The 24,778-nt window shown below is 42.7% G+C and carries 18 protein-coding genes; 7 read left to right on the top strand and 11 right to left on the bottom strand.

Annotated features, from left to right (window positions below):
* Window positions 1-36: 36 nt before the first annotated feature.
* Window positions 37-2,319, bottom strand: a complete 2,283-nt coding sequence (locus QR722_RS07715) for a DNA internalization-related competence protein ComEC/Rec2 (RefSeq protein WP_286287613.1) — start codon at window positions 2,317-2,319, stop codon at window positions 37-39.
* An 87-nt stretch (window positions 2,320-2,406) separates the two neighbouring features.
* On the opposite strand from QR722_RS07715, the gene QR722_RS07710 reads away from it, so the two are divergent.
* The gene (locus QR722_RS07710) at window positions 2,407-2,934 is read left to right on the top strand and encodes a DUF2062 domain-containing protein (protein WP_286286822.1); all 528 of its coding nucleotides are present in this window, start codon (window positions 2,407-2,409) and stop codon (window positions 2,932-2,934) included.
* A gap of 24 nt (window positions 2,935-2,958) precedes the next feature.
* Here QR722_RS07710 and QR722_RS07705 read toward each other — a convergent pair whose 3' ends face one another.
* The 4 genes from QR722_RS07705 to smc all read right to left on the bottom strand — a co-directional run bounded on the left by QR722_RS07705 (window position 2,959) and on the right by smc (window position 10,440).
* Complete coding sequence (locus QR722_RS07705) at window positions 2,959-3,501, bottom strand: DUF1801 domain-containing protein (protein ID WP_286286820.1); 543 nt, start codon at window positions 3,499-3,501, stop codon at window positions 2,959-2,961.
* A gap of 23 nt (window positions 3,502-3,524) precedes the next feature.
* Entirely contained in the window at window positions 3,525-5,558 is a 2,034-nt protein-coding gene (ligA, locus tag QR722_RS07700; RefSeq protein ID WP_286286818.1) for an NAD-dependent DNA ligase LigA, read from the bottom strand.
* A 64-nt stretch (window positions 5,559-5,622) separates the two neighbouring features.
* Window positions 5,623-6,939, bottom strand: coding sequence for a cell division protein ZipA (gene zipA, locus QR722_RS07695; RefSeq protein WP_286286816.1), 1,317 nt, complete (start codon window positions 6,937-6,939; stop codon window positions 5,623-5,625).
* 21 nt (window positions 6,940-6,960) lie between these two features.
* Entirely contained in the window at window positions 6,961-10,440 is a 3,480-nt protein-coding gene (gene smc / locus QR722_RS07690) for a chromosome segregation protein SMC (protein WP_286286813.1), read from the bottom strand.
* A 157-nt stretch (window positions 10,441-10,597) separates the two neighbouring features.
* On the opposite strand from smc, the gene cysZ reads away from it, so the two are divergent.
* Window positions 10,598-11,347, top strand: a complete 750-nt coding sequence (gene cysZ / locus QR722_RS07685) for a sulfate transporter CysZ (RefSeq protein WP_286286810.1) — start codon at window positions 10,598-10,600, stop codon at window positions 11,345-11,347.
* Window positions 11,348-11,425: 78 nt separating this feature from the next.
* On the opposite strand, the gene QR722_RS07680 is transcribed toward cysZ, so the two are convergent.
* The 3 genes from QR722_RS07680 to nlpI form a co-directional block, all read right to left on the bottom strand.
* Window positions 11,426-13,099 (bottom strand): putative bifunctional diguanylate cyclase/phosphodiesterase, encoded by a 1,674-nt coding sequence (locus tag QR722_RS07680; protein WP_286286809.1) that lies wholly within the window; start codon window positions 13,097-13,099, stop codon window positions 11,426-11,428.
* Window positions 13,100-13,205: 106 nt separating this feature from the next.
* Window positions 13,206-14,633 (bottom strand): tetratricopeptide repeat protein, encoded by a 1,428-nt coding sequence (locus QR722_RS07675; RefSeq protein WP_286286807.1) that lies wholly within the window; start codon window positions 14,631-14,633, stop codon window positions 13,206-13,208.
* A 27-nt stretch (window positions 14,634-14,660) separates the two neighbouring features.
* Entirely contained in the window at window positions 14,661-15,551 is an 891-nt protein-coding gene (nlpI, locus tag QR722_RS07670) for a lipoprotein NlpI (RefSeq protein ID WP_286287611.1), read from the bottom strand.
* Window positions 15,552-15,780: 229 nt separating this feature from the next.
* On the opposite strand from nlpI, the gene cdd reads away from it, so the two are divergent.
* The 3 genes from cdd to QR722_RS07655 all read left to right on the top strand — a co-directional run bounded on the left by cdd (window position 15,781) and on the right by QR722_RS07655 (window position 18,719).
* Window positions 15,781-16,173, top strand: a complete 393-nt coding sequence (gene cdd, locus QR722_RS07665) for a cytidine deaminase (protein ID WP_286286805.1) — start codon at window positions 15,781-15,783, stop codon at window positions 16,171-16,173.
* Window positions 16,174-16,256: 83 nt separating this feature from the next.
* A complete protein-coding gene (locus tag QR722_RS07660; RefSeq protein WP_286286803.1) occupies window positions 16,257-17,489 on the top strand; it encodes an adenylate/guanylate cyclase domain-containing protein in 1,233 nt (410 codons plus the stop codon).
* Window positions 17,490-17,558: 69 nt separating this feature from the next.
* A complete protein-coding gene (locus QR722_RS07655; RefSeq protein ID WP_286286801.1) occupies window positions 17,559-18,719 on the top strand; it encodes a cupin domain-containing protein in 1,161 nt (386 codons plus the stop codon).
* A gap of 146 nt (window positions 18,720-18,865) precedes the next feature.
* Here QR722_RS07655 and QR722_RS07650 read toward each other — a convergent pair whose 3' ends face one another.
* From QR722_RS07650 to QR722_RS07640, 3 genes are all read right to left on the bottom strand, one after another.
* Complete coding sequence (locus QR722_RS07650; protein WP_286286799.1) at window positions 18,866-19,300, bottom strand: DUF4826 family protein; 435 nt, start codon at window positions 19,298-19,300, stop codon at window positions 18,866-18,868.
* Between the two features lie 18 nt (window positions 19,301-19,318).
* Window positions 19,319-22,372 (bottom strand): D-2-hydroxyglutarate dehydrogenase YdiJ, encoded by a 3,054-nt coding sequence (gene ydiJ / locus QR722_RS07645; protein ID WP_286286798.1) that lies wholly within the window; start codon window positions 22,370-22,372, stop codon window positions 19,319-19,321.
* Between the two features lie 152 nt (window positions 22,373-22,524).
* Window positions 22,525-23,352 (bottom strand): hypothetical protein, encoded by an 828-nt coding sequence (locus QR722_RS07640; RefSeq protein WP_286286796.1) that lies wholly within the window; start codon window positions 23,350-23,352, stop codon window positions 22,525-22,527.
* 79 nt (window positions 23,353-23,431) lie between these two features.
* Here QR722_RS07640 and QR722_RS07635 point away from each other — a divergent pair, with 79 nt between their 5' ends.
* Both QR722_RS07635 and QR722_RS07630 read left to right on the top strand, forming a co-directional pair.
* Window positions 23,432-24,370: a fatty acid desaturase family protein gene (locus tag QR722_RS07635; protein ID WP_286286794.1), complete on the top strand. Its 939-nt coding sequence runs from the start codon at window positions 23,432-23,434 to the stop codon at window positions 24,368-24,370.
* 140 nt (window positions 24,371-24,510) lie between these two features.
* Window positions 24,511-24,729, top strand: coding sequence for a PGPGW domain-containing protein (locus QR722_RS07630; RefSeq protein ID WP_286286792.1), 219 nt, complete (start codon window positions 24,511-24,513; stop codon window positions 24,727-24,729).
* The last annotated feature ends 49 nt before the right edge of the window (window positions 24,730-24,778 follow it).

Genomic DNA, 24,778 nt, shown 5'->3' with positions numbered 1-24,778 from the left:
CATGTTATTCAAGCTTTGTTAGCCATTTGGTACAATTTAGTGGCTTTGTGGCCATAAATAACGATTGTACCAAACCGGATGTATGTCACTGCGATAGCCTAGGGCCTGAATTGCTTGCTCGCGGCTGGTTGGCATGACAAAAGTGATTTGACCACTTTCAGCGGTGGAGTACATAGTGGCATTGATAGCGCTAAACCTATTCACCACTGCTTGTTTGGGAAAGCCCCAGCGATTTAAGTGTCCTTGGCTAAACACCACATGTTGAGGACGTACAGCATTTACAAATTGCGAACTCGAAGAGGTGTCACTGCCATGGTGGGCGGCAATCAGCACATCCGATGCGATTGGCTTATCTGTCATCCTGATGAGCTTCAGTTCTATATTCTGACTAATATCACCAGGTAATAATACGCTGCTTGCTTGATTAGCGATGCGGATCACGCAGGATGAATCGTTGTTACTAGTGTCGTCAATTGTTGGCGGCGACAAGGTAGATATGTTTAAACCCTGCCACTCAAAATCCCAACCCCGTTGGCATAGGTCTCGGCTGGATGCAAAATGGTTTACTTTTATACCATTATTGACTTGCTGCAAGCTTCCAGCATGGTCATTGTCAAAGTGGCTAATGATAAGCCAATCAATCGCGCTAAGTGACCGATGTTGCAAAAATGGCAAAAGTACAGCGTCAGCAATATTAAAGCCACTGGCGTAACTACCGCCCACATCATATACCATTGCTCTACCTTGTTTTTCGATCACCACCGATAAGCCCTGCCCCACATCTAGGACATGGATAAACCAAGTACTGTTGGGCTCCACCCGCAGTGAAGTTAACAGCGGGAGGATTAACATCAAGCTGCACACTCGCTTAATTGCACCAATAGGGGCACAACATAAAATACCGCCTAATGAAAATAATCCCCACGCCACAGCGCTAATTCCAGCCAACTGGATAGGGTCTATCAAGTTATCTGCCAGGTGATGTAACACTGTTAGACATAATCCGATTACTTCATTGGTAAACCATAGAATGTGACCCACCAAGTCTAGGTTAGCGATTAAACCTAGCGCGATTAGTAGACACAGGGGTACAAGAACAAAAGTAACAGCCGGAATAGCCAGTAAGTTAATCAAAACAGCGCTTAGGGACAACATGGAGAAATGAGAGGCGACAATCGGCATCATTAATACACCTAGGCCTACCTGCAGCTTAAGCATATTCTTTAACCAATTGAATACAAGACGTATGAAAGACAGGGGTTTATCACTCATCCCTTGGTTAATCGGCCATCGCCAAAATAATAAAGTGATAAAAAAAATGGCACAAAAACTTAGCCAAAAGCTAGCACTCAACATGCTCATGGGGTCCAATATGATAAAGGTGAATATGCTAATCAATAGCACATTGGCTGCATGCATATATTGATAACTCACTGAAAGAAACAGGACTATCACTAGCATTATCCATGCTCTTAGGGTGGGTAAACTAAAACCCGCCAAGTAGGAATATCCTAAGGTAGCCAGAGCGACAAATATTAATCCAATCGAATGGTAATTTAGATGCTGTGGTAACTTAAATACTGGTATACAGACCTTTAAAAGTCCTGCAAAGAATAAAAAACTAATAGCGGCGACTATACCCAGATGCAGTCCTGAAATGGCAACTAAATGGGCTATGCCAGTGGCTTGGATCAGTTGCCAATCTTGTTGTCCAAACAGTCTTCTATCACCAAATGTCAATGCAGCTATCCATCCTTCATTGGGTAATTGAAAGCGGCTCAAGCGTTCGATTAATACTTGTCGCCAAGAGATAGAATTTTCAATCAACCTATTAGTTTGACTATCCTTGACATACCCAGTGGCAACAATTCCGCCTGAGATTAACCATTGTTGATAATTAAAACCTCCTTGATTAGCAAAACCATGAATTGGCTTTAATTTCACCGAGACGTGTATTAATTGCCCTTGTTTAACTGTAAAATTAGGTGCTCGCCAACTTAATCGAACCTTAGGCCCGGTATACACTGGCTGCTTATCGATATGGCTAACCCGTAAGTTAAATCTAATGTTATGATTTTCGGTTACTATGCTCTGCACTGAACCTGAAAGCTGTTGAATTTGTCGAATTTGTTGTGCTGGGAGTTGCCAATGGAGCTGCCAATAGCCTACACTCGCCATCCATACAATTCCGAATAACGATCCAGACAGCACAGTACCGTATCTGTATTTTAAACTAAAACAGGAAATTATGAGTATTATGGGAATCAGTAAAGAGTCAGGTAACGCTGGCCAATATATCGCCGACAAGCTCGTTGTCACAAAAGCGACAAGCCAAAGCTGTACCTTCCAATGTATAGTATTCAGCAAATCCTTTGCCTCGTTTTTCAGTTTGTAAGTCGTTTGACAATGCCTAAGAATATTATTAAACGCTTTCTACCAGATCATCAAATGATCAAGCGACAAAAAGTACTTAAAATGTTCGGAACTGTACTTCATGACCCAAATTTATGGCATTTGAACCGCAAATCAGCCTGCGGTGCATTCGGAATTGGATTATTTTTCATGTGGTGGCCCGTCCCCTTTCAAATGTGGTTAGCTGCGGCTTCGGCCATACCTTTACGGGTCAACCTTCCTCTTTCAATTGCTACGGTTTGGATCACTAATCCATTTACCATGCCACCTATGTTCTATGGTGCCTATTTGCTCGGTTCCTTTGTTTTAGGAGTACCTCAGCAAAAATTTGATTTTCAACTTAGCTGGAGTTGGGTGGTGCAGAGTATTGAAACTATAGGCCCTGCTTTTCTGTTAGGTTGCGGGATTTTATCTGTGGTATTTGGCTTGTTGGGGTATTTTGGCTTAAATGCGGTGTGGCGCTATTCTGTCAATAAAGCTTGGAATAAACGTAAGCAAGAGCGGCGTACGACGCCATCATAATCCTTTTTCTGGAGATTGGCTGGCTCAGCGTGGGTAGCGTTTATCCATTGCGCTTAAGTCCGCTTGGATAAGTTGTTCAAGTATTGCCCAATCAATATCCGATAATTTATTGATATATAAACAAGATTTTCCTTTCTTATGCTGGCCCAAAGCGTTCAACAAATGCGGATTCTGTTGCATACCGGCCCCAACATAAAGACTTAAGTTTTGTTTGCGCGGTGAGAAGCCACTGCGTAAAGACCTTCCAGTCTTCCCATTCGCCAACGGATAATCATATTGGCCGAAACCTATGATGGATGACCCCCACATAAGCGGTTGTTCTCCAGTAATACGTTTATACAGGCTTAATAATTGTTTAGCGTCATCCTTGCGAGCGCCATTATCTAGACTGTCAATAAATTGCATTGCTGCTATATCTGTAGGTTGTGTTTTCATCTGTTGTATCTTGGCCGGTCGGTATTTGGTTAAGGATTTAGCTCGCGATTGCAAAGTGTAGCAATTAACCTTTTCAATTCCACAAGGGCAAGATATGCCACGGGCTTTAGATAAATAGAGCAGTGGCAGCATAAACCCTTTACCTGAGAGTCATCTTAGTCCTTGTGTTGCGTAAACAAAGCTAGCATCTGTTCTTCGGTTAACACTTCAACACCTAACTCTTGCGCCTTAGTTAATTTCGAGCCAGCTTTAGCACCTGCAACTACATAATGAGTTTTAGCCGATACGCTGCCTGACACTTTTGCGCCTAATCTCTGCAGCTTGGTTTTAGCTTCATTCCTATCCAAGCTCTCATAAGTACCCGTCAAAACAAATGTTTGACCGTGTAAGGGCATTTCATCAGCCGCCACTTGCTCAATGGCAGGCCAATTAACGCCGGCGTCAATCAGATCCTCTAAAACCTTGATATTATGTGCTTCATGGAAAAAATGATAAACGTGATTGGCCACGATAACCCCCACGTCATTGACCTCTTGAAGGGCCTCAACAGTTGCCTCAGCTAATGCTTCAATGCTTCTGAAATGGCTGGCCAAATTGGCTGCGGTGGTTTCGCCTACTTCTCTGATCCCTAAGGCATACAAGAACTTCGCCAAAGTCGTTTTACGGGATTGACCAAGTGCATTGACCAAATTAGCCGCTGACTTTTCGCCCATGCGTTCCATATTGGCAAGCTGAGCAACATTCAATTTAAAGAAGTCTGCGGGGCTTTCAACCAAGCCCTGGTCTACCAGTTGTTCGACTAATTTGTCTCCTAAACCATCAATATCTAGGGCTTTTCGCGAGGCAAAATGCTTCATCGCTTCTTTACGTTGGGCGGCACAAAATAAACCACCACTGCAGCGAGCAACGACTTCACCTTCAATTTTTTCAATATGCGAGCGGCAAACCGGACACTCCTCGGGAAATTCAATCTCGCTGGCATCATCGGGGCGTAAGTGATCTACCACTGACACTATCTGAGGAATCACATCGCCGGCTCGGCGAATGATTACGGTATCGCCTTTTTTAACACCAAGGCGTTGGATTTCGTCTTGATTATGCAAGGTCGCATTAGACACTGTTACGCCGCCAACAAAAACGGGTTCCAAGCGGGCCACTGGGGTTATTGCGCCCGTTCTACCAACTTGAAATTCCACATCAATTAGTTTGGTCATTTGTTCTTGTGCTGGAAATTTTTCAGCTATCGCCCAGCGAGGGGCCCTTGACACAAAGCCTAACGCCTGCTGCAATTCTATATCGTCTACTTTAAATACCACACCATCGATGTCATAGCTTAAAGCGTCCCTTTGTTGACCAATTTTATTAAAATACTCATGACAACGTTCAATGCCTTCGGCCACATCAATCTCTTTGCACACTGGTAATCCCCAATTAGCAAGCTGTTGTAATCGCGATGAATGCGAATTGGCTAAAGCCACCACGGGATCCTCGACCACGCCTAATGAGTAAGCATAAAACATCAAAGGTCGACTTGCCGTAATTTTCGGATCCAGTTGCCGCAAACTTCCCGCAGCAGCATTACGAGGATTAACAAAAACTTTCTTATCGGCTAATTTTTGCTGTTCGTTTAACGTCTCAAAACCTTTTTTAGGCATGAACACTTCGCCTCTGACCTCCAGGCGAGCAGGTATGGCTTCTCCGCGCAATCGCAGGGGGACATTCGCGATGGTTTTAACGTTATTAGTGATATTTTCTCCCACCCTGCCATCACCACGTGTGGCTGCTCGGACTAAAGAGCCATTTTCATATAAGATGCTAACAGCCAAGCCATCTAGCTTGGGTTCACAGCTATATTGAATGCTTATGTCTTGTTTCAACCTATCTTTGATACGCTTATCAAAACTGGTTAACTCTTCTTCATTGAAGGCGTTGTCGAGGGACAACATGGGAACTTCGTGTTCAACTTGGGTAAATGCACTGAGTGCTTTGCCACCAACTTTTTGGGTAGGTGAGTCGGCACTACGTAGCTCAGGATTAGCCGCTTCTAAGTCTTTAAGCTGCTGCATGGTACGATCATATTCCGCATCAGGAACGCTGGGATCATCCAAAACGTAATATTGATAATTGTATTCATTTAGCTGGCTGCGAAGTGCGTTAATTTGCTGTACAAGATTAACCGACGTTGTCATAAAAAACCTGTGAGTGAGTATTGAGCGGATACGGCACATGACGCCGTATCCGAAAAGTCTATTGTTATCTAGCAATCATGCGTTTACGTTCAAATTCGCGGATTTTTTCCACGTATTGTTGCAAACTTTGTTTAGTTAGCGCACTGCGTCTGCCATCAAGTACCTGAGCAGAAAATTCATCGGCTATTTTTCGTGCGGCATTATGCATCATATTGAAAACTTGATGGGGGTCTCCTTCAATCGGCAGCATCATAAACAATGACACGCCTTGGGTACTGAAGTTTTCTAAATTATCAATATCAAATACGCCGGGTTTAAACATATTAGCTAAACTAAATAAAACCGGCCCTTTGCCGTTGCTATTTACATGACGATGAAAGATATCCTGATCGCCAAACTTAAAGCCAAGAGTCAGTAACATAGGAAGCAAGGCTGCACCTTGTATCGGTGCATCATCGGCCGCTTTAACATTCAGCACCAATACTTCCTGACTCGGTGCAGTCTCTGTGGATGCACTAGCCGTATTTTGTCTTTGCGTTGTATCACTCGCAGCCGGTTGTGCGGATAAATCCGGCTCGTCAAAATCGATGCGCATTTGATCTTCACGAATTTTAGGCTCGCGACGTCTTTTCGGTTGAGCCTCGGTTTTGCTACGTTTAACAAAGTTTCTAGCTTGATCGGCTAAACTGACTTTCTCCATTGAAACCGGGGGTTCAACCGCCGTTGCAACAGGCTGTGGTTCTGCTACAACAGGTTCACAAGTCTTAGCAACTGTGGACATCGCTGGTGTTGCTGTAACTGCCGGGGCCTCTTTTTGAGTTCCTTGAAAAGAAGGTGTTTGACTCTCAGTTTTTAACAAAAATGGTGGCGGCTCAGGTATGTCATTTACCTCAATAGAGTCAACTGCAGCTGTTCGGCTGCGCATTGCAGAAATTTGATCCGCTGCATACTGGGGCTTAGGTTGAGTCACTACTGAGGAATAGATCTTTGGTTTGACCGCTTCTATTTGAGGCTCTGGTTGCTCAACGGGTACTGCCGTGGCTTGGCTAGTACTACTGACATCCTGCACTGCGCTAGATTCAGAGCTTTGGCCTGGTGTAGCTGGGCTGATCACTCTAACCGCACCTAGTCCAAGATCATCAAAATCAGCATGATTAATACTCGGCTCAACCTTTCGATTCGCGGCTTTGTCGTTACTCGCTACAATATAATCATCATCAGTATCGACATCTTCTACATCGTCTTCATCCCACTCTGAAGGCTCAAGTGTGGCCTTGCCTTTGTCTTGAGCATTTTTGCGCACACTCCATAAACCATGAACTAAAATGCCTGTTATGGCGATTAAGCCAATGACTAAAAATGCTAGTCGTAAATCTTCCATTTGCCCTTTACTACCCTATTTTTATGCTTGTGCTATAGCGACAGCTTCTTCGACGTCTACTGACACCATGCGTGATACACCCGGTTCTGCCATGGTAACACCTGTAAGGTGTTTAGCCATTTCCATTGCAATTTTATTGTGGGTGATATAAATAAATTGAACACTTTTCGACATTTCAGACACCAATTTACAAAAACGTCCAACGTTTGCATCATCCAATGGCGCATCCACTTCATCCAGCAGACAAAATGGTGCTGGATTCAATCTAAAAATTGCAAACACTAATGATAAAGCGGTTAACGCCTTTTCTCCACCAGAAAGCAGGTGAATCGTACTATTTTTCTTTCCTGGCGGCCTAGCCATAATAGTTACACCTGTTTCGAGTAAATCTTCACCGGTTAGTTCCAAATAGGCTGAACCCCCGCCGAATACCTTTGGAAACAATTCTTGTAGACCATTATTCACTTTATCAAAGGTTTGCTTAAAGCGATTGCGAGTCTCTTTGTCAATCTTTCGAATCGCTCCTTCGAGAGTATCCAACGCCGCAACCAAGTCATCATTTTGGTCATCAAGATGCTGCTTTCGCTGAGCCTGCACATCAAATTCTTCCACCGCTGCCAAATTTACCGCACCAAGACGACCTATGGCCGCTGATGTCCTTTCCAAGTCAGCTTGCCACTGACTTTCATCGGTCTCTTTAGGGAGGGTTTCGAGAATTTGCTTAAGAGGTTGATTAAGATCTCGTAATTGTTCTAAGGTACTGTTCGCTCTGACCCTGTACCCCTCACATTGAACTTTCTTGTCGGCTAATTCCTCACGCATTATTTGAACTTTGTCTGCCACGCCCTGCTGTCCTTTTTCAGCGGCAGATAACAAACTTTCTACTTCGACCAACTGATCGGAAATAACGGTTTGCTGCTTTTCCAGCTCAATCCGCTGTTGCAGCAAAACCGTCAAGGTGTTTTGCTGTTCCTGGGCTGGTTGAGACACCTGGTCACTTTCTTTTAAGAGTTGAGATTGACGGGCGAGCATATTGTCGAGGAGTTGCTGAGTCCGCCGATGGGCTTGCTGAATACCAATGTATTGACTTTTACTATCTTGGATCAATAAAGCAAGCTTATGACCTTCAGCGGTGAAATGCTCAACCTGAGCCCGCTGCTGTTGCACGGTTTCAGTGTATTGGGTTTTAAGGCGTTCAATATCTAGCAGTTGAAGGGCAAGATCATCTATCTGGATTTCTAATTCTTGTACTTGTTCGGAAAGTTGCTCTGATTGCAATTTTTCATCTTCAAGTTGTTGTTGCTGGCGGCTTAACTCTTCACTGATGCGAGTCTGCCTGATTAGAGTTTGCTGGTGTTGCATCTCTAGTAAATTGAGTTGGTTTTGCTGCTGGGTTAACGCCTGTTCGGCTTGTTTAAAATCTGCTAGCACTGTATTGAGTTTTGCCGAGGCGGCTTCAAGTTGTTCCTGTAGTCCCTGGTGTTCTTCTTGCAGTTCGCTTTCAATATAGTTAAGGGACTGTGAACGTTGTTCGACTAACTGACTAATTTGGGCTGCACGGGCTATCATACCGGCTTGGGTATCTGAGCTGCCCAAATCAATCCACTGGCGACTAAAGAAGTGTCCATCAAAAGTGACGATAGATTGAGTTGAATTGAGGGTTTCACGCATCGCTAAACCTTGCTCAAGGGTATCGGCGACCAGAATTTGCCCCAACCAATCTGGTACCTTGGGGTTGTCAATTAACGCTGCGATGGAGCCCTCTGGTTTATGGGCGCTAAGATGAAGATCTAGAATCAACTTACCTGAGGGTAACCTTGTACACTTTTCCAAATCAATGTCACCGTCCAGCCATAGAGCCTGCTGCCAATTGGCCGTGACGGCCTCTAAAGCGGTTTCCCAGCCAGACTGAATCCGCAATTTCTGCCACATTGGTTGATAAGCGGTATTGTGTTGTTGAAGCAGTTCGGCAAGCTCAGCATAGCTATAATCAACATTTTGCAGACTCTCTAATGCTGCTATTTTTGCCTCTAGCTGTTGCAACTTACCCTTAGCCTCAAATAGTTTCTGTTCAATGGTGTGCTTGGCTATATTCAAGTCATCTAAGTGCTTTTGTGCTTCTTCGGTATTTTGTTTAGCATGATTCAACCTACCCTTAGCTTGAGCCACTTGATGCTGCAAACTTTCTATTTGTTCAGCTAGTACATCTTGCTCCAGCTCATTTTGTTCTTGTAGCAATTCATTGATACGTTGCTGAGTACGCATTTGCATGGTCATTGTTGACTGTATCTGACTGTGGCAGTTTTGCGCTTGTTGTTTTAGTAACTGATAATCCCTGTCTTGTTGTTGCCAGGTTAATTGGTGACGGCTAAGCAACTCCTGACTATCAAAAAGTTGCTCCTGTGCCTGCTCTAATTGGGCCGCTAACGTGTCATGTGTAGGTTGAGCTTGAGCGAGTTGTTCGGCAATATCGGCAATGTTAAGTTCTTCTTGTTGGGCAAACTGAGTCGACTCTTTAATTGTGCGGGCAAGCTCTTCAAGTTCAGTTTCAATCTGCATTGAGCGCTGCTTTGCGTGTAAGCGATTTTGCTCTAGCTTGGTAATTTCAGTACCCACTTTGAAATTATCTTGCTGAAGATCGCTAAGTTGCTGCTTTAAATTCAGTTGCTGTTCACGATATAAAGTGATGCCTTTTTCTTCGCCGCGTTGTTTGGCAATAAAGCCTTCAATATCGTTCTCTTTTTGATTGATAGATGATTCTAGTTCACTAATATGCTGAGTTAGGCTCAGCCAACGCATCGCCGCAAGCTCGCCTTTAAGAAGACGTTCATTGCGTTTTAATTCTGTATATTTACGTGCGGCTGTGGCCTGTCGTTGTAGCTTTTCAAGTTGTTGGCCCAACTCGCCACGCACATCTTCGAGTCTTTCGAGGTTTTCTTTGGTGTGACGGATCCTATTTTCCGTTTCCCGTCGACGTTCTTTATATTTGGATATCCCCGCAGCTTCTTCTATAAATACCCGCAGCTCTTGAGGCTTAGATTCAATTAATCGGGAAATAGTACCTTGCTCAATGATGGCATAACTGCGGGGGCCTAGTCCCGTCCCTAAAAATATATCGGTCACATCTCGACGACGGCATTTAGTACCGTTCAAAAAATAACTTGATTGGGCCTCTCGGGTAACCAGACGTTTCACAGATAACTCGGTGTAGTTAGCAAATTCGCCATGAATGCGACCGGATGTGTTGTCGAATACTAATTCTACGCTACATTGGGAAACGGGTTTACGGGCTGATGAGCCATTAAATATAACGTCCGTCATGGCATCGCCCCGCAGGTTCTTAGCTGAGCTTTCACCTAAAACCCATCTAACGGCGTCGATCACATTGGATTTTCCACAGCCGTTAGGGCCGACAATCGCTGTCATGTCATCAGGAAATGGGATATTGGTTGGATCCACGAAGGATTTAAAGCCAGCCAATCTAATTTTTTTTAGACGCATTTAGGTGATGGGGCATTTTTTATTATAATTTGTGTCGAATGTACCAAATGTCATCAAGTGTAACAATTGGGGATTTGTATTGATTCAGCACAAAGTTATACTAAAGCAACTAAAAACCATCATTCAACAATGTTTTAACTGAGGAAATCAATCAAAGATGCAAAATGCAAGTGGTGTGAGTTACTTTTTTGAAGGATTTAGTCTGATCAGAACAAAAGGCCTGAAACGCTTTGTGTTTATCCCTCTAGCGGTGAATTTAATTCTTTTTTCGGTGGCACTGTATTTCCTCGTCGGCCAGATTGAAGGCGGCATTAACTATATCATCAACATGATTCCTGATTGGGAATGGTTGGCTTGGTTTAAAGCCGGAGTTACCTATATTCTATGGCCGCTGGCATTGATCAGCATCTTGTTAGTCTTTGCCCTCATTTTTGGGAGCTTAGCCAATTGGGTGGCGGCTCCTTTTAATGGACTGTTAGCTGAAAAAGTAGAATTGCATTTAACCGGTCAGCCACTGGGAGACAGCGGTGTCTTGGATATAGTCAAAGATATTCCGCGCACCTTAGGCAGAGAGCTGGCGAAGTTGGTTTATTACATACCTCGGGCCATTGGATTTCTACTGCTCTTCTTTATACTTCCGGTAATTGGTCAAATATTGTGGTTTATGTTTTCGGCGTGGATGATGTCCATTCAATACTGTGACTATCCCTTCGACAATCACAAGGTTGGCTTCAAAACAATGCGCCATACTCTTCAAGCCAGTCGTACCAATAGCTTCTCATTTGGTGTGATGGTGAGTGTATTTTCTATGATACCAATTGTTAATTTTTTAGTTATGCCTGTTGCCATTTGTGGTGCCACATCAATGTGGGTGCATGATTTACGACATAAATTACCGCAAAATTAACGGAGTTACATCTTGGCCTCATGAGTTAAGAGCATGAGGCCAACTGTTTCACTTGAGGGTAATAATTATTTAATCAGCTCAGTTAACGATGATTTTGTTAGCAACCAAATATTCTTCAAACTGTTTAGCGGCAACCGCCGGACTAAACAAATATCCTTGCATAATGTGACAATTATTTTCACTCAAATAAGCCGCCTGCTTATGGGTTTCAACGCCCTCTGCAACCGTAGCAATACCTAAGGTTTCAGCTAACTGAATAATGGCCTTAACAATGACCTTGTCGTGAGGGCTGTTATCTATGTTACGTACAAAAGAGCGGTCAATTTTAATAATATCAACAGGTAATTGCTGCAGATAGCGTAGCGATGAGTACCCCGTACCAAAGTCGTCCAAGGTAATACTAAAGCCGGCCAATTGGATCCTATCCAATTGTTTTAGCAACTCAGGCCCCTGCTCTTGCAAAGTACTTTCAGTGATTTCAATTCTGACCGCGTCAGTGCTTAACTGATTACTGTGCATAAGCTGTTCTATTTCATCAAAGGTTTGTTGATGATAAAACTGCTTACTAGAGATATTTAACGATAAGGGTACGGATAAGTTCAATTTCACCCGCCATTGCTGCAAAGAGGAAAATGCCTGTTTGAGTATCTGGTTGAAGATATCTTGGATCAAACCTATTTTACTGGCCACCGGAATAAATTCGATGGCACTTAAAATGCCGCGCTGTGGGTGGCACCATCTAGCTAAACATTCTATTCCCATCAGGCGATTATTACGCATATCAATAACGGGTTGGAAATAAGGTACAAATTGATGCTCTCGTAAACCCGTTTCGAGTTGTTTCTCTATTAGGCGAATATCCTGCAATTCTTGATTGAGAGAATCGCTGAAATAATAGTAATCATTCCCGCCTTGATGTTTTGCTCGGTACATAGCTGCATCGGCGTGTTGCAATAACTCCTCTGCAGTTTTACCGTTGTCTGGATAAACACTGATCCCCACGCTGCAGCCAACATCCATAATATTAGCACCACTTTTAACTGGCTTTTTAATTTCTCGAATAAGCTTTTCAGTCACTGTAGCTATAGTTTCAGAGTCTTTGATATTGTTCATAATAACCACAAACTCGTCACCGCCCAATCGGGCAACCACATCACTCTTTCTAAGTGTCTTTTGTAACCTTTCAGCCACCGTAAGCAACAATGCATCGCCAGCATCATGGCCTAAGTTGTCATTTATCCGTTTGAAGCGATCTAAGTCGATAAATAACACCGCAAAGCGCAGTTCCAAACGCTGCGCTTGGCTAATCTCGTAATCAAACAATTGATTAAACAATGAGCGGTTAGCTAATCCGGTTAAGGTATCTTTGTAAGCCAATTGAGTCAGTGCCTTGGTGCAGGTTTCAGCTTGCTTAAGTTCGAATTTACCGACTAGAAATTGCTGATCTAAACTATGTAATGTCAAGGTTGTATGTAATGAATGGCTATGCTTATCAGACATAGATGCCTGGCCTTGCCAAAGCTGATTTTTTGCCTGGTGCAGCACATCAATCCAATCCATTGTCTGTTCACCTGAGAGTGCTAACCATCGACTTATGGGCCCTTCCACAGTTACAGGAATTTGAGCATTTATCTGTTGTTCGAAAGCCAGATTTGCAAACAGATAATGACCAGCAAGATCAAATACCGCTATGGCATCGGGGAAGTGTTGATAAGCAAATTTCAATTGGGATAGTTCGGGACTAATAGACATACAACAGGTTCTCTTAGATTTTTATTATAATTTAATACTAAGCTTGTCATCATCCTTGGTATGTCAGCGAAGTTTTTTAACTACATGGTTATAAGATGCGGTGTTATCAACTCTGGAAATCAGCGTATTTTTGCCACCAAGTGTCAGCTTTGTCCTGCTCCCCCATCATTTCATAATATTGGGCGAAGTTAACATAAATCGGAGTGAGTTTTTCAGGAGAATTCAACACATCTAGCCATATTTTTAAATACAAAGAAGGAATATTACCCAAATCATGGTGTTCCATGAAGGTTGTTTGAGAAACAGGTTTAAATGCTCGTCTTTTAGTGGATGAGCAAGTGTCAGTTTCGATTAAAGCCATGTTCGGCTGAAATGATTTATACGCCGCAAAATGGGTGGCTGACCATAGTGGTCGAGCATCATCAAAGACCAAATTAGGGGCAGCTTCACCCTGACAAAATGATTTGGCCAACGATTCAGTCAAACTATATTCATCTACAAATCCTGCAAAATGAGCCAATTCATGCACGAAGACTTGATAAGAGTCTTGTCTGTCAAGATACATCACTCCGTTATGTACATTGGCCTTTCCATGCTCGCCAATCACAATGGCGTGAGTAAAATCAGCTGCTCTAGCCTGCTCAATTAATGGTGCTAAGTTGCATTGCAATCTAGCAGAGAGATCATCACTGCATTGCAGACGTTCTGGTGTCACAGCAATAACTGCATTAAAGCAGATTGGGAAGCCTTGAAAACGGGTATCTTGGCTGAACTCTGACTTTAGCTGATGAATATTTTGTAAAGCCAGTAATGAGCTGGCCACGAATTGAATCTTAATCTGACAAGATGGTTGCTTGTTATTTGCCAGTACCTGGGAGACAGCCTCGGCTGATATTGCTGGTACTTGTTCTAATAGCTTCTGAGCACGGCCAAAGCCTTTGGACTGGGCAGCGCGCAATACTTGCACACTAGCGTTGATATCGTTGTTTAACCATAAGGACTGAGCATAATTAATAGCTGCACTCTCATCCCAACTGGCAGCCTGTTGTAACCATAGCAGAGCGTCCTCTTGGCGATTTAATGCTACTAACAGGTTGTAAAGGGCGACAATTCCTCGGGGATCTCCGCCTCTGGCAGCATTTTCGTAATGCCGAAGCGCTACCTGAGGGTTGCTGTGTAATACCCCCAACTGATAACTACTCTGTGGATGTCCTAATCGCGCCGCGCGCTCAAGTAAGACTTGCCTAGAATCCTGTGACGGTGCTAATTGAGCTAATTCAAACAGCGCATTCGGCTCGCCCAAATTGGCCGCAAGACGCAACCAATGCTGGGAATTTTGAGCCATCGCGGCTTGGGTTAATCCGAGCAATGCGCCTTGTTCACCTTGTTTTGCCAGTAAATAAAGCTGAGGAAGAATGCTATTTTCGTTGGCTAAATTTCTTTTAATTCGTTGACTATTGTGGCAGTGATCTGAGTGCAGAAATAGCAGCAGTGCACAAGCACCAATAGCCAAGATTGTGGGATGAATAATCATGGCACTGATGTCAAAGGAGTAACGTCATTAAGAGTTATTTACTTTTTTTTGCTTACGCAAAAGATCTATTTCAATGCGCGAATACCGATGTTCCACATATTCGTAGATATTGGTGCTAAGCACCATTTTAAAATAGTTTAGCGCAAGCCCCCGTTGACCTTTGTTGCCGTAGTATTTTCCCATATAAAAATATACTTCGCACATCCGTTGGTTCAATTCATTGAGATTTTTCACCTCCAGCACAAAGTCATTTAATAATTTATTACGGGTTATATTGCCCAAATAAAAATCAACAATAATAGTCGCCCAATTACCGTTATCAAGCCTCTTGCGGTTTAATTTAAGTTGCTCTATGGCCGTTTTTTCATCTAGCTCACGCTGGGCTAAAAACAACCACAAGGCGGCAAAGGGATTGTCATCGTCTTGGCTATAAAACCGATTTAAGTCAGTAATGGCTAGGTCGGTGCGCTTACCATAATACAAAGCAATGCCACGATTGAGCACAGCAAAATCCAATTCAGGATTAATTTCCAAAGCAGAGTCGAATGACTCGTATGCTTCGATAAAATCCATTTGTTGGGTGTAGTGAATTCCAATAGCATTATGGGCTTCTGCTAAATCAGGCTTGAGTTGCCTTGCCATACCAAAATCATACTGGGCTAAACCAGCTAAACCAACATTGTCGTAGTGAGTCCCTCTTGAAAACATTAATTCTGCACGCTCGTCATTGCTTAAAGAGGATTGTTCTAATATCTGATTATAACGGGCAATAGCAAGTTGAGAACGAAAGTTGGCCGGCTGTGGCTCAGGAATTAAAATGCTTTCCACTTTTGAGTTCATAGCGTTGCCAGCATGAATAGAACAACCGAACAAAGGCGCTGTCAGAAAACTTAATATTAAAAGGTTGCGAAAATTCATCATTAATATGTCGATACCAGAATACGAAATGAAAAGAAAAATAAGCTAAACTGATAATATCGAAATAAACCCTTACTTCGGTATTATACAGGGCCTCAAGGGTCGCTTATTCCCCATCAAATGTAAAGAAATTGCGCGATTACAGCCTTAAGTTTGATGTTTACACTTGTCATCACGGGGCATTTTGTCGCACACTGATGGGCTTAGCATTAGATAGAGCAACTTATTTTTGAAAGACGATACACAAACTCTGATCGAAGTCGCACAAAAGGCGCAGGCATTTTCTTACTCCCCTTACTCAGGATTTAAGGTCGGTTCTGCCTTGCAGGCTGACAATAATGAAACCTATGCTGGCTGCAATGTGGAAAATGCGGCGTATCCACTGGGCCAATGCGCAGAAGCGAGTGCCATTTCGGCAATGATAGTCGCAGGTGGTAAGAAAATCTCTAAAATCGTCATTGCCAGTCCGATTGATAAATTTTGCCCTCCCTGTGGCGGCTGCAGACAAAAAATAAAGGAATTCTCCGATTCTGACACGCAGATAATAATGAGCGATAAAAACGGTAGGACGAAGACCCTTAGTATCGCTGAATTGTTACCATTTGCCTTTGAATTAGATTAAAACTGTACGTAAAGGACAGTAGCTTAATCCAAGCGGTGTGCTAGTTTTGAATTAGATTACAAGTAGTTGGCAAAGGATCGCCAATGTTCAAAAAATGGTTCAAATACATTGCCTTTTTAGGCGTAGACACTAATCATTTAGATGATATTAGCCCTCTAAAAATTATCAATATATTGGTTTTGATGATCAATGTGCTACTCATCGCGCAGTTACCACTAATTGGTTGGTTTTGGCAATATAGTGGTATCTGGGTATTATTAAATTCATGTATCCACATACCGCTCTTTTTTTCAGTCTTATTGCTCAATAAATACGGCCACTTTCTAAGCGGTCGAGCCTTATTTATGTTGGCTTACATTTCCTTAATATCTGTTTCCAGTTTGGCGTGGAAAACGAACCTACACTTTCATTTTTTCTTTTTAGTGGCCCTTTTTGTCAGCCCCTTTTTGTACCAAGCATGGGAGTATCGTCAAGTAAGGATAAACCTATTTATCTACTTTTGTTGTTATTGCGGCTTGGAATTTTATTGGCTGAACAGGCTACAAAAAAACAACGGTGTAACAATAGAAGAAACCATATTAACCCTAGGTAACACACTATTTTTGTTTTTAGCCGCGTTAATATCTTGCACGCTAGTGCATCAAAATCATCGTCTAGCCTATTCAAGAGCAACACATCACAAAGCAAAAATACATCAGGTGCTATTTAAAACCCTACCAGAGCGCATTATTAATAAATTACTCGATTCCTCCCATAAGGTGAATACATCAATACCGGCACAATATCACTTTGGCAGTGTGCTATTTATCGATATTGTTGATTACACTCAGTTTTGTCACAACACTGATAAGCAAAAATTGATTAAGGTGTTAGATACCCTATATCAAAATTTTGATACCCTAGCGCTACAACATGGTCTCGAGAAAATTAAAACAAATGGCGATCAGTATATGGCGGTATGTGGTGTGCTGGAGGCGCAAGCTTGCCCATCAATAACGTGTTGCCGCGGGGCCATGGCCCTGCTGGCCAGTGTGCAAAAAACCAATCAACAGCTCAACATTCAACTGGAAGTGCGGGTTGGCATCGCCACAGGTACGTTAATTTGCGGCATCGTCGGACGTAATAGTTATGCTTTTGACGTGTGGGGAGACACTGTCAATCGAGCCGCCAGAATTGAGAGCAATGGTCAAATTGATCGCATCCAAGTTTGCCAGTCCACCTATGAGCTATCCAATCATTTATTAGCTTTTGAGCCCAAAACAAAGATTAATGCCAAAGGCCTTGGTACAATTGATGTTTATGTTCTGTCAGCTTAATTATCGGCAAGTTAGGCTGGCGCATATTGCCCAGAATACCGGCTCATATAACCCAGGATTGATATAATCATGCAATTGAAATACTTACTAAACTTGGCAGATCCCCAACAATTCCTGGATCAATATTGGCAGAAGCAGCCAGTAATTATCCGCAATGGCTTTGTGGATTTTATTGATCCTCTTGATGAAAACGAATTAGCCGGTTTAGCCCAAGAGGAAATGGTAGATTCTAGAATAGTTGTCAATCAAGGTGATAAATGGACGGTACAACAGGGTCCTATTGAGGATTTTGAACAGCACTGCATAGGTGCATGGTCTTTATTGGTCCAAGGTGTAGATCAGTATTTAACGCCAGCTGAAGCGCTGTTAAATGCGTTTAACTTCATCCCCAAATGGCGAGTTGAAGATCTGATGGTCAGTTTTTCAGTTGAGGGAGCAGGCGTCGGTCCTCACCTAGACCAATATGATGTATTTATTGTCCAAGGTAAAGGTCAACGCCGCTGGCAAGTTGGTCCACTAGGTGATTACCCCTGTATATACCCGAGTAAAGACTTAACTCAGATTAGTGGTTTCAAACCTATTATCGATGAAGTACTTCACCCTGGAGATATCATTTATATTCCCCCAGGATTTCCCCATAATGGCGTGGCTTTATCAGAGTGTTTAAATTATTCAGTTGGTCTTAGGGCTCCAACCCAACAAGAGTTGTTACTTGGACTAGCCGATTTTGCACAGGAGCATAACCTATTTCAACAACGCTATACTGATCCTGATTTACAAGTCCGGGCTAATCAATTCGAATTATCCCAGTTAGAAAAGCAACGGCTGCGGAACATGTGCCAAGCCATGCTCAATTCATCCCACTTTGATGACTTTTTAGGCCACTTTTTTACTAGTCAGGTAGACACAAACGAATCAATAGGTAAGGATGATGAGTTTACCCCACAACAAATCGAACATTTGCTTCAGTGTGACGTTCAATTTTGGCCAAGTCCTGATCGCAGAGTTGTCATTCTCAAAGACCAAAATGAGGATTCGCAGCGACATCTGATATGGGTAAACCAACATAAGATTGTGGTAAGCGACCTACAATTGGCCCAAGCCACAACAATGCTTGAACTAGAGTATCTAGACAGACATCACCTACTCAAGCTCAATGAAGATGTCTTCTTCAGCCAGTTTTTATCTCAATTAGTGAATGCGGGGGGCTGGTTTGAACAGCAGGAATAAAGTCAAAGCGGTTGTGCAACATAAGCTCAACCCGACGGCATAGTCGAATAGGAATACAAATTTTGTCGGTAAGATCTGCCAAAGTCACCACCCAATTAACGCCCAAATCGTCAGAAGCATTAATTGGAGGTGCTTACATTTGCCTTTTACTTCGACTTTCCCCCTGGCACTTCTTGCCATAAGGATTCTTTTTCGTACATTTGATACAAACCCTCGGCCCGTGAAACAAGTAAGTCACAGAAGTCCTTTTGGGTTTGATCTAGACTATCACTATTTTGTAAATTCTCCGCTTTGAGCTGCCAACTGAAAGAAAAACGGCGCAGCACATCACGGGCATTTTTTTCGTTTTCGTAGGGCATAAAATCGACGGGTAAATCACCGCTTATAACCCAGTAATAGCGATTATCTGTGGTTTTAATTTTCCAAAGTGCGACTACCGGGGCTAAATATCGACTTTCTTCAGTCACCACAGAATCAAAAATTATACCATTTTCAGCCAAATGTTTATTGGCGCGCTGAAACTGTGAACGGACCCATTGCCCCATTTCTTCTTTGCTCATTTGCGAAGTTTGTTCTGTCATAAAATTCCTATTTAGTTATTATTCTTGTATGTAATTTAACAATGCTTGCACTGGATGACAGGGCTTGAACGATTCGAACCGCGCTACCTGACTTCGACAAGAGTATCCTGTAGCTAATATTGTATCTTTATCTGTTGTTTCAACCGCCCCCTTCCAACTCAAGTTATAAATACCTTGTGATTCTTGGTAGTGGGATAGTTCGTGGCCAAAGGTACCAGCCATTCCACAGCAGCCTACTGCCTTGGCGTTAACCGTTAAACCAAACCATGCGAAAATTGTTTTCCATTGGGCGTCATTAACCGGTACGGCTGTTTTCTCAGTACAGTGGGACAAGAGCGTAAACTCTCTTGTTGACTGGCTAAGTTGCTGTTCATGCAAAAACGATTCAATTAAAGGGTGCTGTTGAACCAACCATTCATTGACTAGTTGAACCTTAAATTCACCTCTTTTAGTCCCTAGTATTTTTGCGTACTCGTCGCGGTAACACAATACTAAAGAGCCGTCGATACCGACCATCGGAATGTCCAACTCATTCACTTGATTTAGAAATTGCGCAGTATTGGCCGCGGTCTTAGCAAATCTCGTTAAAAAGCCTTTGACGTGTTGTGGTTTACCATTAGGTCTGAATGGCAATAAGACCGGATTAAACCCAAGTTTATCTAAGAATAAAATTAAATCCTCCACCACCTCAGCTTCGTAAAAACTAGTGAATGGATCTTGAACGATTAGGATAGTTTTTGCTTTGCGTTGAGCAGATAAATTGCTAAGGGTATGCATATCAAAAGGCATCAGCAGTTTATTCGACAAACGACTAGCTAAAGGTGGATTTGATAATAACGGCGCATCGACGTAGCCAACACTGCGCTTAATAAGCTTTTGCAGCCAACTCTGGCGTTGGAATAAATTAATTATAGCAGGCGCTTTAGCCATCAGTGGTGCCATGATTTCTATATTGGCCACCAGGTGATCTTTAGCGGGACGCAAATACCGCTGATAGTACATTGCTAGAAAGCGGGCACGAAAACTGGGAACATCAACATTCACCGGACACTGGTTCGCACAAGCTTTGCAGGCAAGGCAGCCTTCCATCACCTCTAAAACTTCATGTGAAAAATCAACATGCTTTGTTTTAAACCGAGTGTTTTGCATTCGTTCAAACCAAGACAATGGCTGCTCATTTTTTTCTAGCTCAATCACATCTACATTATTTTGACTCAATAACCTAAGCCATTCTCGAATCATGCCTGCCCGCCCTTTTGGACTATGGCGGCGATCCTTGGTAATTTTGCTAGAGGGACACATAGGAGATGTGGTGTCATAGTTATAACACAGGCCATTTCCGTTGCAGCTCATCGCCGGCTCAAAAGCATTACGCACCTGAATGGGTATTTGCCTGTCTAAATCCCCCCTTTTTAAATCAGACACTTTTACGACGGTTTCGTCTGAATCAAGTGGAGTACATATTTTGCCGGGATTCATTTTATTATACGGGTCAAAGGCGCCTTTAATTTTACGCAGTTCGGTATATAGCACCTCACCAAAAAAGGCCGGTACATATTCGCTACGATAGCCCTTACCGTGTTCGCCCCACATTAGGCCGCCATATTTAGCCACTAGTGCGACGACTTCGTCTGAAATTTCCTGCATCATTTTTTGCTGTTCTAAATCACACATATCCAGTGCTGGGCGAACATGCAACACCCCGGCATCGACATGACCAAACATTCCGTAATGCAATCCTTTTTCATCAAGCAGCGCGCGAAACTCCATAATAAAGTCGGCTAAATTTTCTGGCGGTACCGCGGTATCCTCAGCGAAGGCGATTGGTTTTTGCCAACCATTTGCTTTACCCAATAGACCCACAGACTTTTTACGCATAGCGTAAATTTTACTGATTTCAGATGTATCATAGGTGAGTTGAAAACCGATAACGCCATGCTCGCCCTTCTCCGCAGAACGCTCTAAGCTTTGACTCAATTGGGCAATCTTCAATTCAATTTCGGCTTGATTATTACTGTTGTACTCAACCATATTCAGGCCAAGCATTTCTTTGCCTGGTACATCTTCAATTAAATCTTTCACCGAGTGCCAAATTATGTCTTGTCTGGCTAGATTGAGTACCTTGCTGTCTACTGTCTCAACTGATGTGGCGTTGGCTGCCACCATATGGGGCGCATGACGAAGGGCTGATTCAAATGAATCATACTTAATATTTACTAAAGCGGTGTGCTTTGCAATCGGGGTTATATTAAGTTTTGCCTCAGCAACAAAGGCTAAAGAGCCTTCTGAGCCGGTAATAATACGACTGATATCAAGGGTAGATAGGTCAGTACTCAGGGTATGCTCTAAATCATAACCGGTAAGAAACCGATTTAGGCGCGGAAATTTGGCTATTATTTCTTCACGCATTCCTACACAGGTATCTAATAATTGTTTGGTTATTTGCGCTACGCGCCCCTCTCCTTCGGCTAATAACTTGCTATCTGCAATTGCAGTGGGTTCACTGCACAACAAGGTGCCATCGGCTAAAACCGACGTGAGGCCAAGCACATGATCGCTGGTTTTGCCGTACACCAAGGAACCTTGCCCTGACGCATCAGTACTAATCATGCCACCAATAGTGGCTCTGTTACTGGTGGATAAATCGGGGGCAAAGAAAAAACCTAAAGGTTTGAGTGCATCATTGAGTTGATCTTTTACTACACCGGCTTGAACTCTAACCCAGCCCTGCTGCGAGTTGATTTCCAAAATGTTGTTCATATGTCTAGACACATCAACAACAATTCCACTGGTCAGAGATTGACCGTTAGTACCTGTACCCCCGCCTCTGGCACTGAATTTCACACTGTTAAATTGATTCGCTACTCGACCAATTAAACACAAATCTTCAGTAGATTTAGGCAAAATAACGGCTTGGGGTAATTTTTGATAGATCGAGTTATCAGTTGCCACCGCAAGACGGTTTGAATAACCGGTTTCAATATCCCCTTTGAATCCAGCTTCTGCCAAAGCGTCTAAGAATGTTTGATACTGTTGTTCTAGAAGAGCTCGAGGGTCAAGACTTGGTAACATCGCCACAACTTAACTGATTTGATCGAATGGTCGTATTATACCGATTAGCACAATCAAAGCTATTACTGCCAACCAGCAAATGGTTCGAAATGTATATATCACCTCAGTGGTTATTAATTTTCATCCACTGCTAGGTTTAAGGGTTATTGATTTTAACGGTTTACCAAAACGTTCATCCATGCAGGCTTGATTAGCTGGTAGAGTTTGCTTGCCTCATTAACTAATTCTGAGCGTGCTTGTAAATCAATTAACCGCTCGGGTAACCAAGGGTCTTTGGATAAATATTCCACCAATAGCCGACCAATAGTAAAGCTTCTAATCAACACTTGGTCATCGTCGAGATTGGTCATGTTGCTTATCTCGGTCTGCATGAACTTGACACTGTTTTGATAGAACTGGTTCAATGCCTGCGGTGACCAATTTGAACAAAATTGCTGCTCCCATTCGGGGCTAATGTGAGCCAATTGAGCAATCAGGATATTCGATTCATCAACAAATTGTTGAAAATGATAGAGTACTTCTTCACGCAAATTAAGTAGATTATTAGGCCTGATCCACCCTAACGCGGGTATGTATTTTAAACCTAAAAGCTCTGCTTTGACAGATAGTCTGCGTGACACAGTCGCTCCCAACTTTTGTGATGCTACGTTTACCAGCAACCAATCACCTTGCCAATCAATAGATCGCGATTTAATGTCTAACCAAAATCGTGGCAATAAATATTCTTTTTGACTGCTGGCCAACATATAGCGGCCTTTAACCCGCAGTAACTTGCCTTGTTTGGTCTGCCTTGAGAGTGCCATGCGGACTGAAGCTTCAGTCAAACCAAGCCTTTGTGCGATTATAAGCAGTTGTTTTGCATTCAAACTTTTCATTTGGTCATTCTGAAAACCTCTGATGGCACTCAAAAATTCCAATATTTTTTTGTCTGCACTATCGGCGACTAACTTCTGTTGGGCAATGTCATAAGTTAAAAACATAACTAAATACTTTCTTTTTATTTATTTTTTGTTATAAATTACCTATATTACATCTAGCTCATATAAATAGGTAAATAGTGTGTTGCGACTATCTGACTTTGTTACATCTGAAGAAATGAAGACTCTGTGCCAATCCTCTAATGCTGTTGGATGGTACCGTGTTCTAGTGAATTATGCATTGATTAGTGCCGCCTTGCTAGTGTTCATACTATTCCCTAATGTTCTGACTTATATACTGGCAGCATGCATCATCGCTGGGCGAATTTTGGGTATTGCCATCCTTAATCATGACGCGGGGCACGGGACCTTGTTCAAGTCGGCTTGGCTTAACAGAGCCGTAGGTCGTTGGTTGCTCGGCGGATTAATCTTAGTTGATTTTGATGAATTTCGAAAAGGGCATTTGCGCCATCATCAGTTGGCTGGCACTGAAAAGGATCCTGATCGTATTTTTGTGCAAAATTATCCTGCGACGCGAGCTAGTATGAAACGAAAATTATTCAGAGATATCAGCGGTATCAACGGGATAAAAGAGCTGGTTTATCAAATAAAGGTCTCGAATTGGCAAAAACGTTTACCTTCGCTAATATTGCACACTGGCCTGCTATTCATTTTGATAGGGATGGATGAACTACTGGCCTATAGCATTTTTTGGTGTGCTTATGTGTTCTTTTACCCACTGATGAGCCGATTGCGTATTATGGGTGAACATGGTGCTGTGCCAGAAAGTTTGGATAAAGATCCTCGTATGAACACACGAACCACCTATGCCAATCTTTTGGAGCGGTTATTGGTGGCGCCAAACAATGTTAACTACCACCTTGAACACCACATCCATCAAAATATTCCCGCGCAAAATTTAAACAAAGCCCATGCACTTTTTAAACAACGGGGCATGTATGACGGCTATAATTGTATTGCTAAAAACTATATCCAGGTCCTAAAAGCCTGTGTGTCAGATAAATACGGTAGCTCTGGAAGTCATATCCACGCAGCGTCATCTGTGAGTCATCTTAGTTAGCTCTTTTTTCAGCTACAGGCTCTACACATACCTTGTTACAAGGAAATACACACTGAAATACCTTTTTAGCTATACTATGCCGTACATCGACAAATAATATCTATGTTGAATCAAGCTGGTTTAAAAGGAAGATAACACCAATGATCAAGTATATGCGTATCACACTGGGCGCAATCTTAACGGCTGCAGGCGTCGTCTTTGCCATCTTGCCCGGCTCGTCTCTATTTTTATTGAGCGGTCTTGTGGTATTAAGTTACGATTTACCCGTCGCTAGGAATTGGTTGCGTAAGTGCCAATCTATGATGGCATCAGGGGCACGCAAATTAGACCGATTAATGCTAAACCGTCGCCTACGCTAATATTTTTTCATCGATAAAGATCAAAAATGCCGCTTCTAGAGCGGCATTT

Source organism: Aliiglaciecola sp. LCG003, assembly GCF_030316135.1.
Taxonomy (GTDB): Bacteria; Pseudomonadota; Gammaproteobacteria; order Enterobacterales; family Alteromonadaceae; genus Aliiglaciecola.
This window is presented reverse-complemented; position numbering and strand designations above follow the sequence as displayed.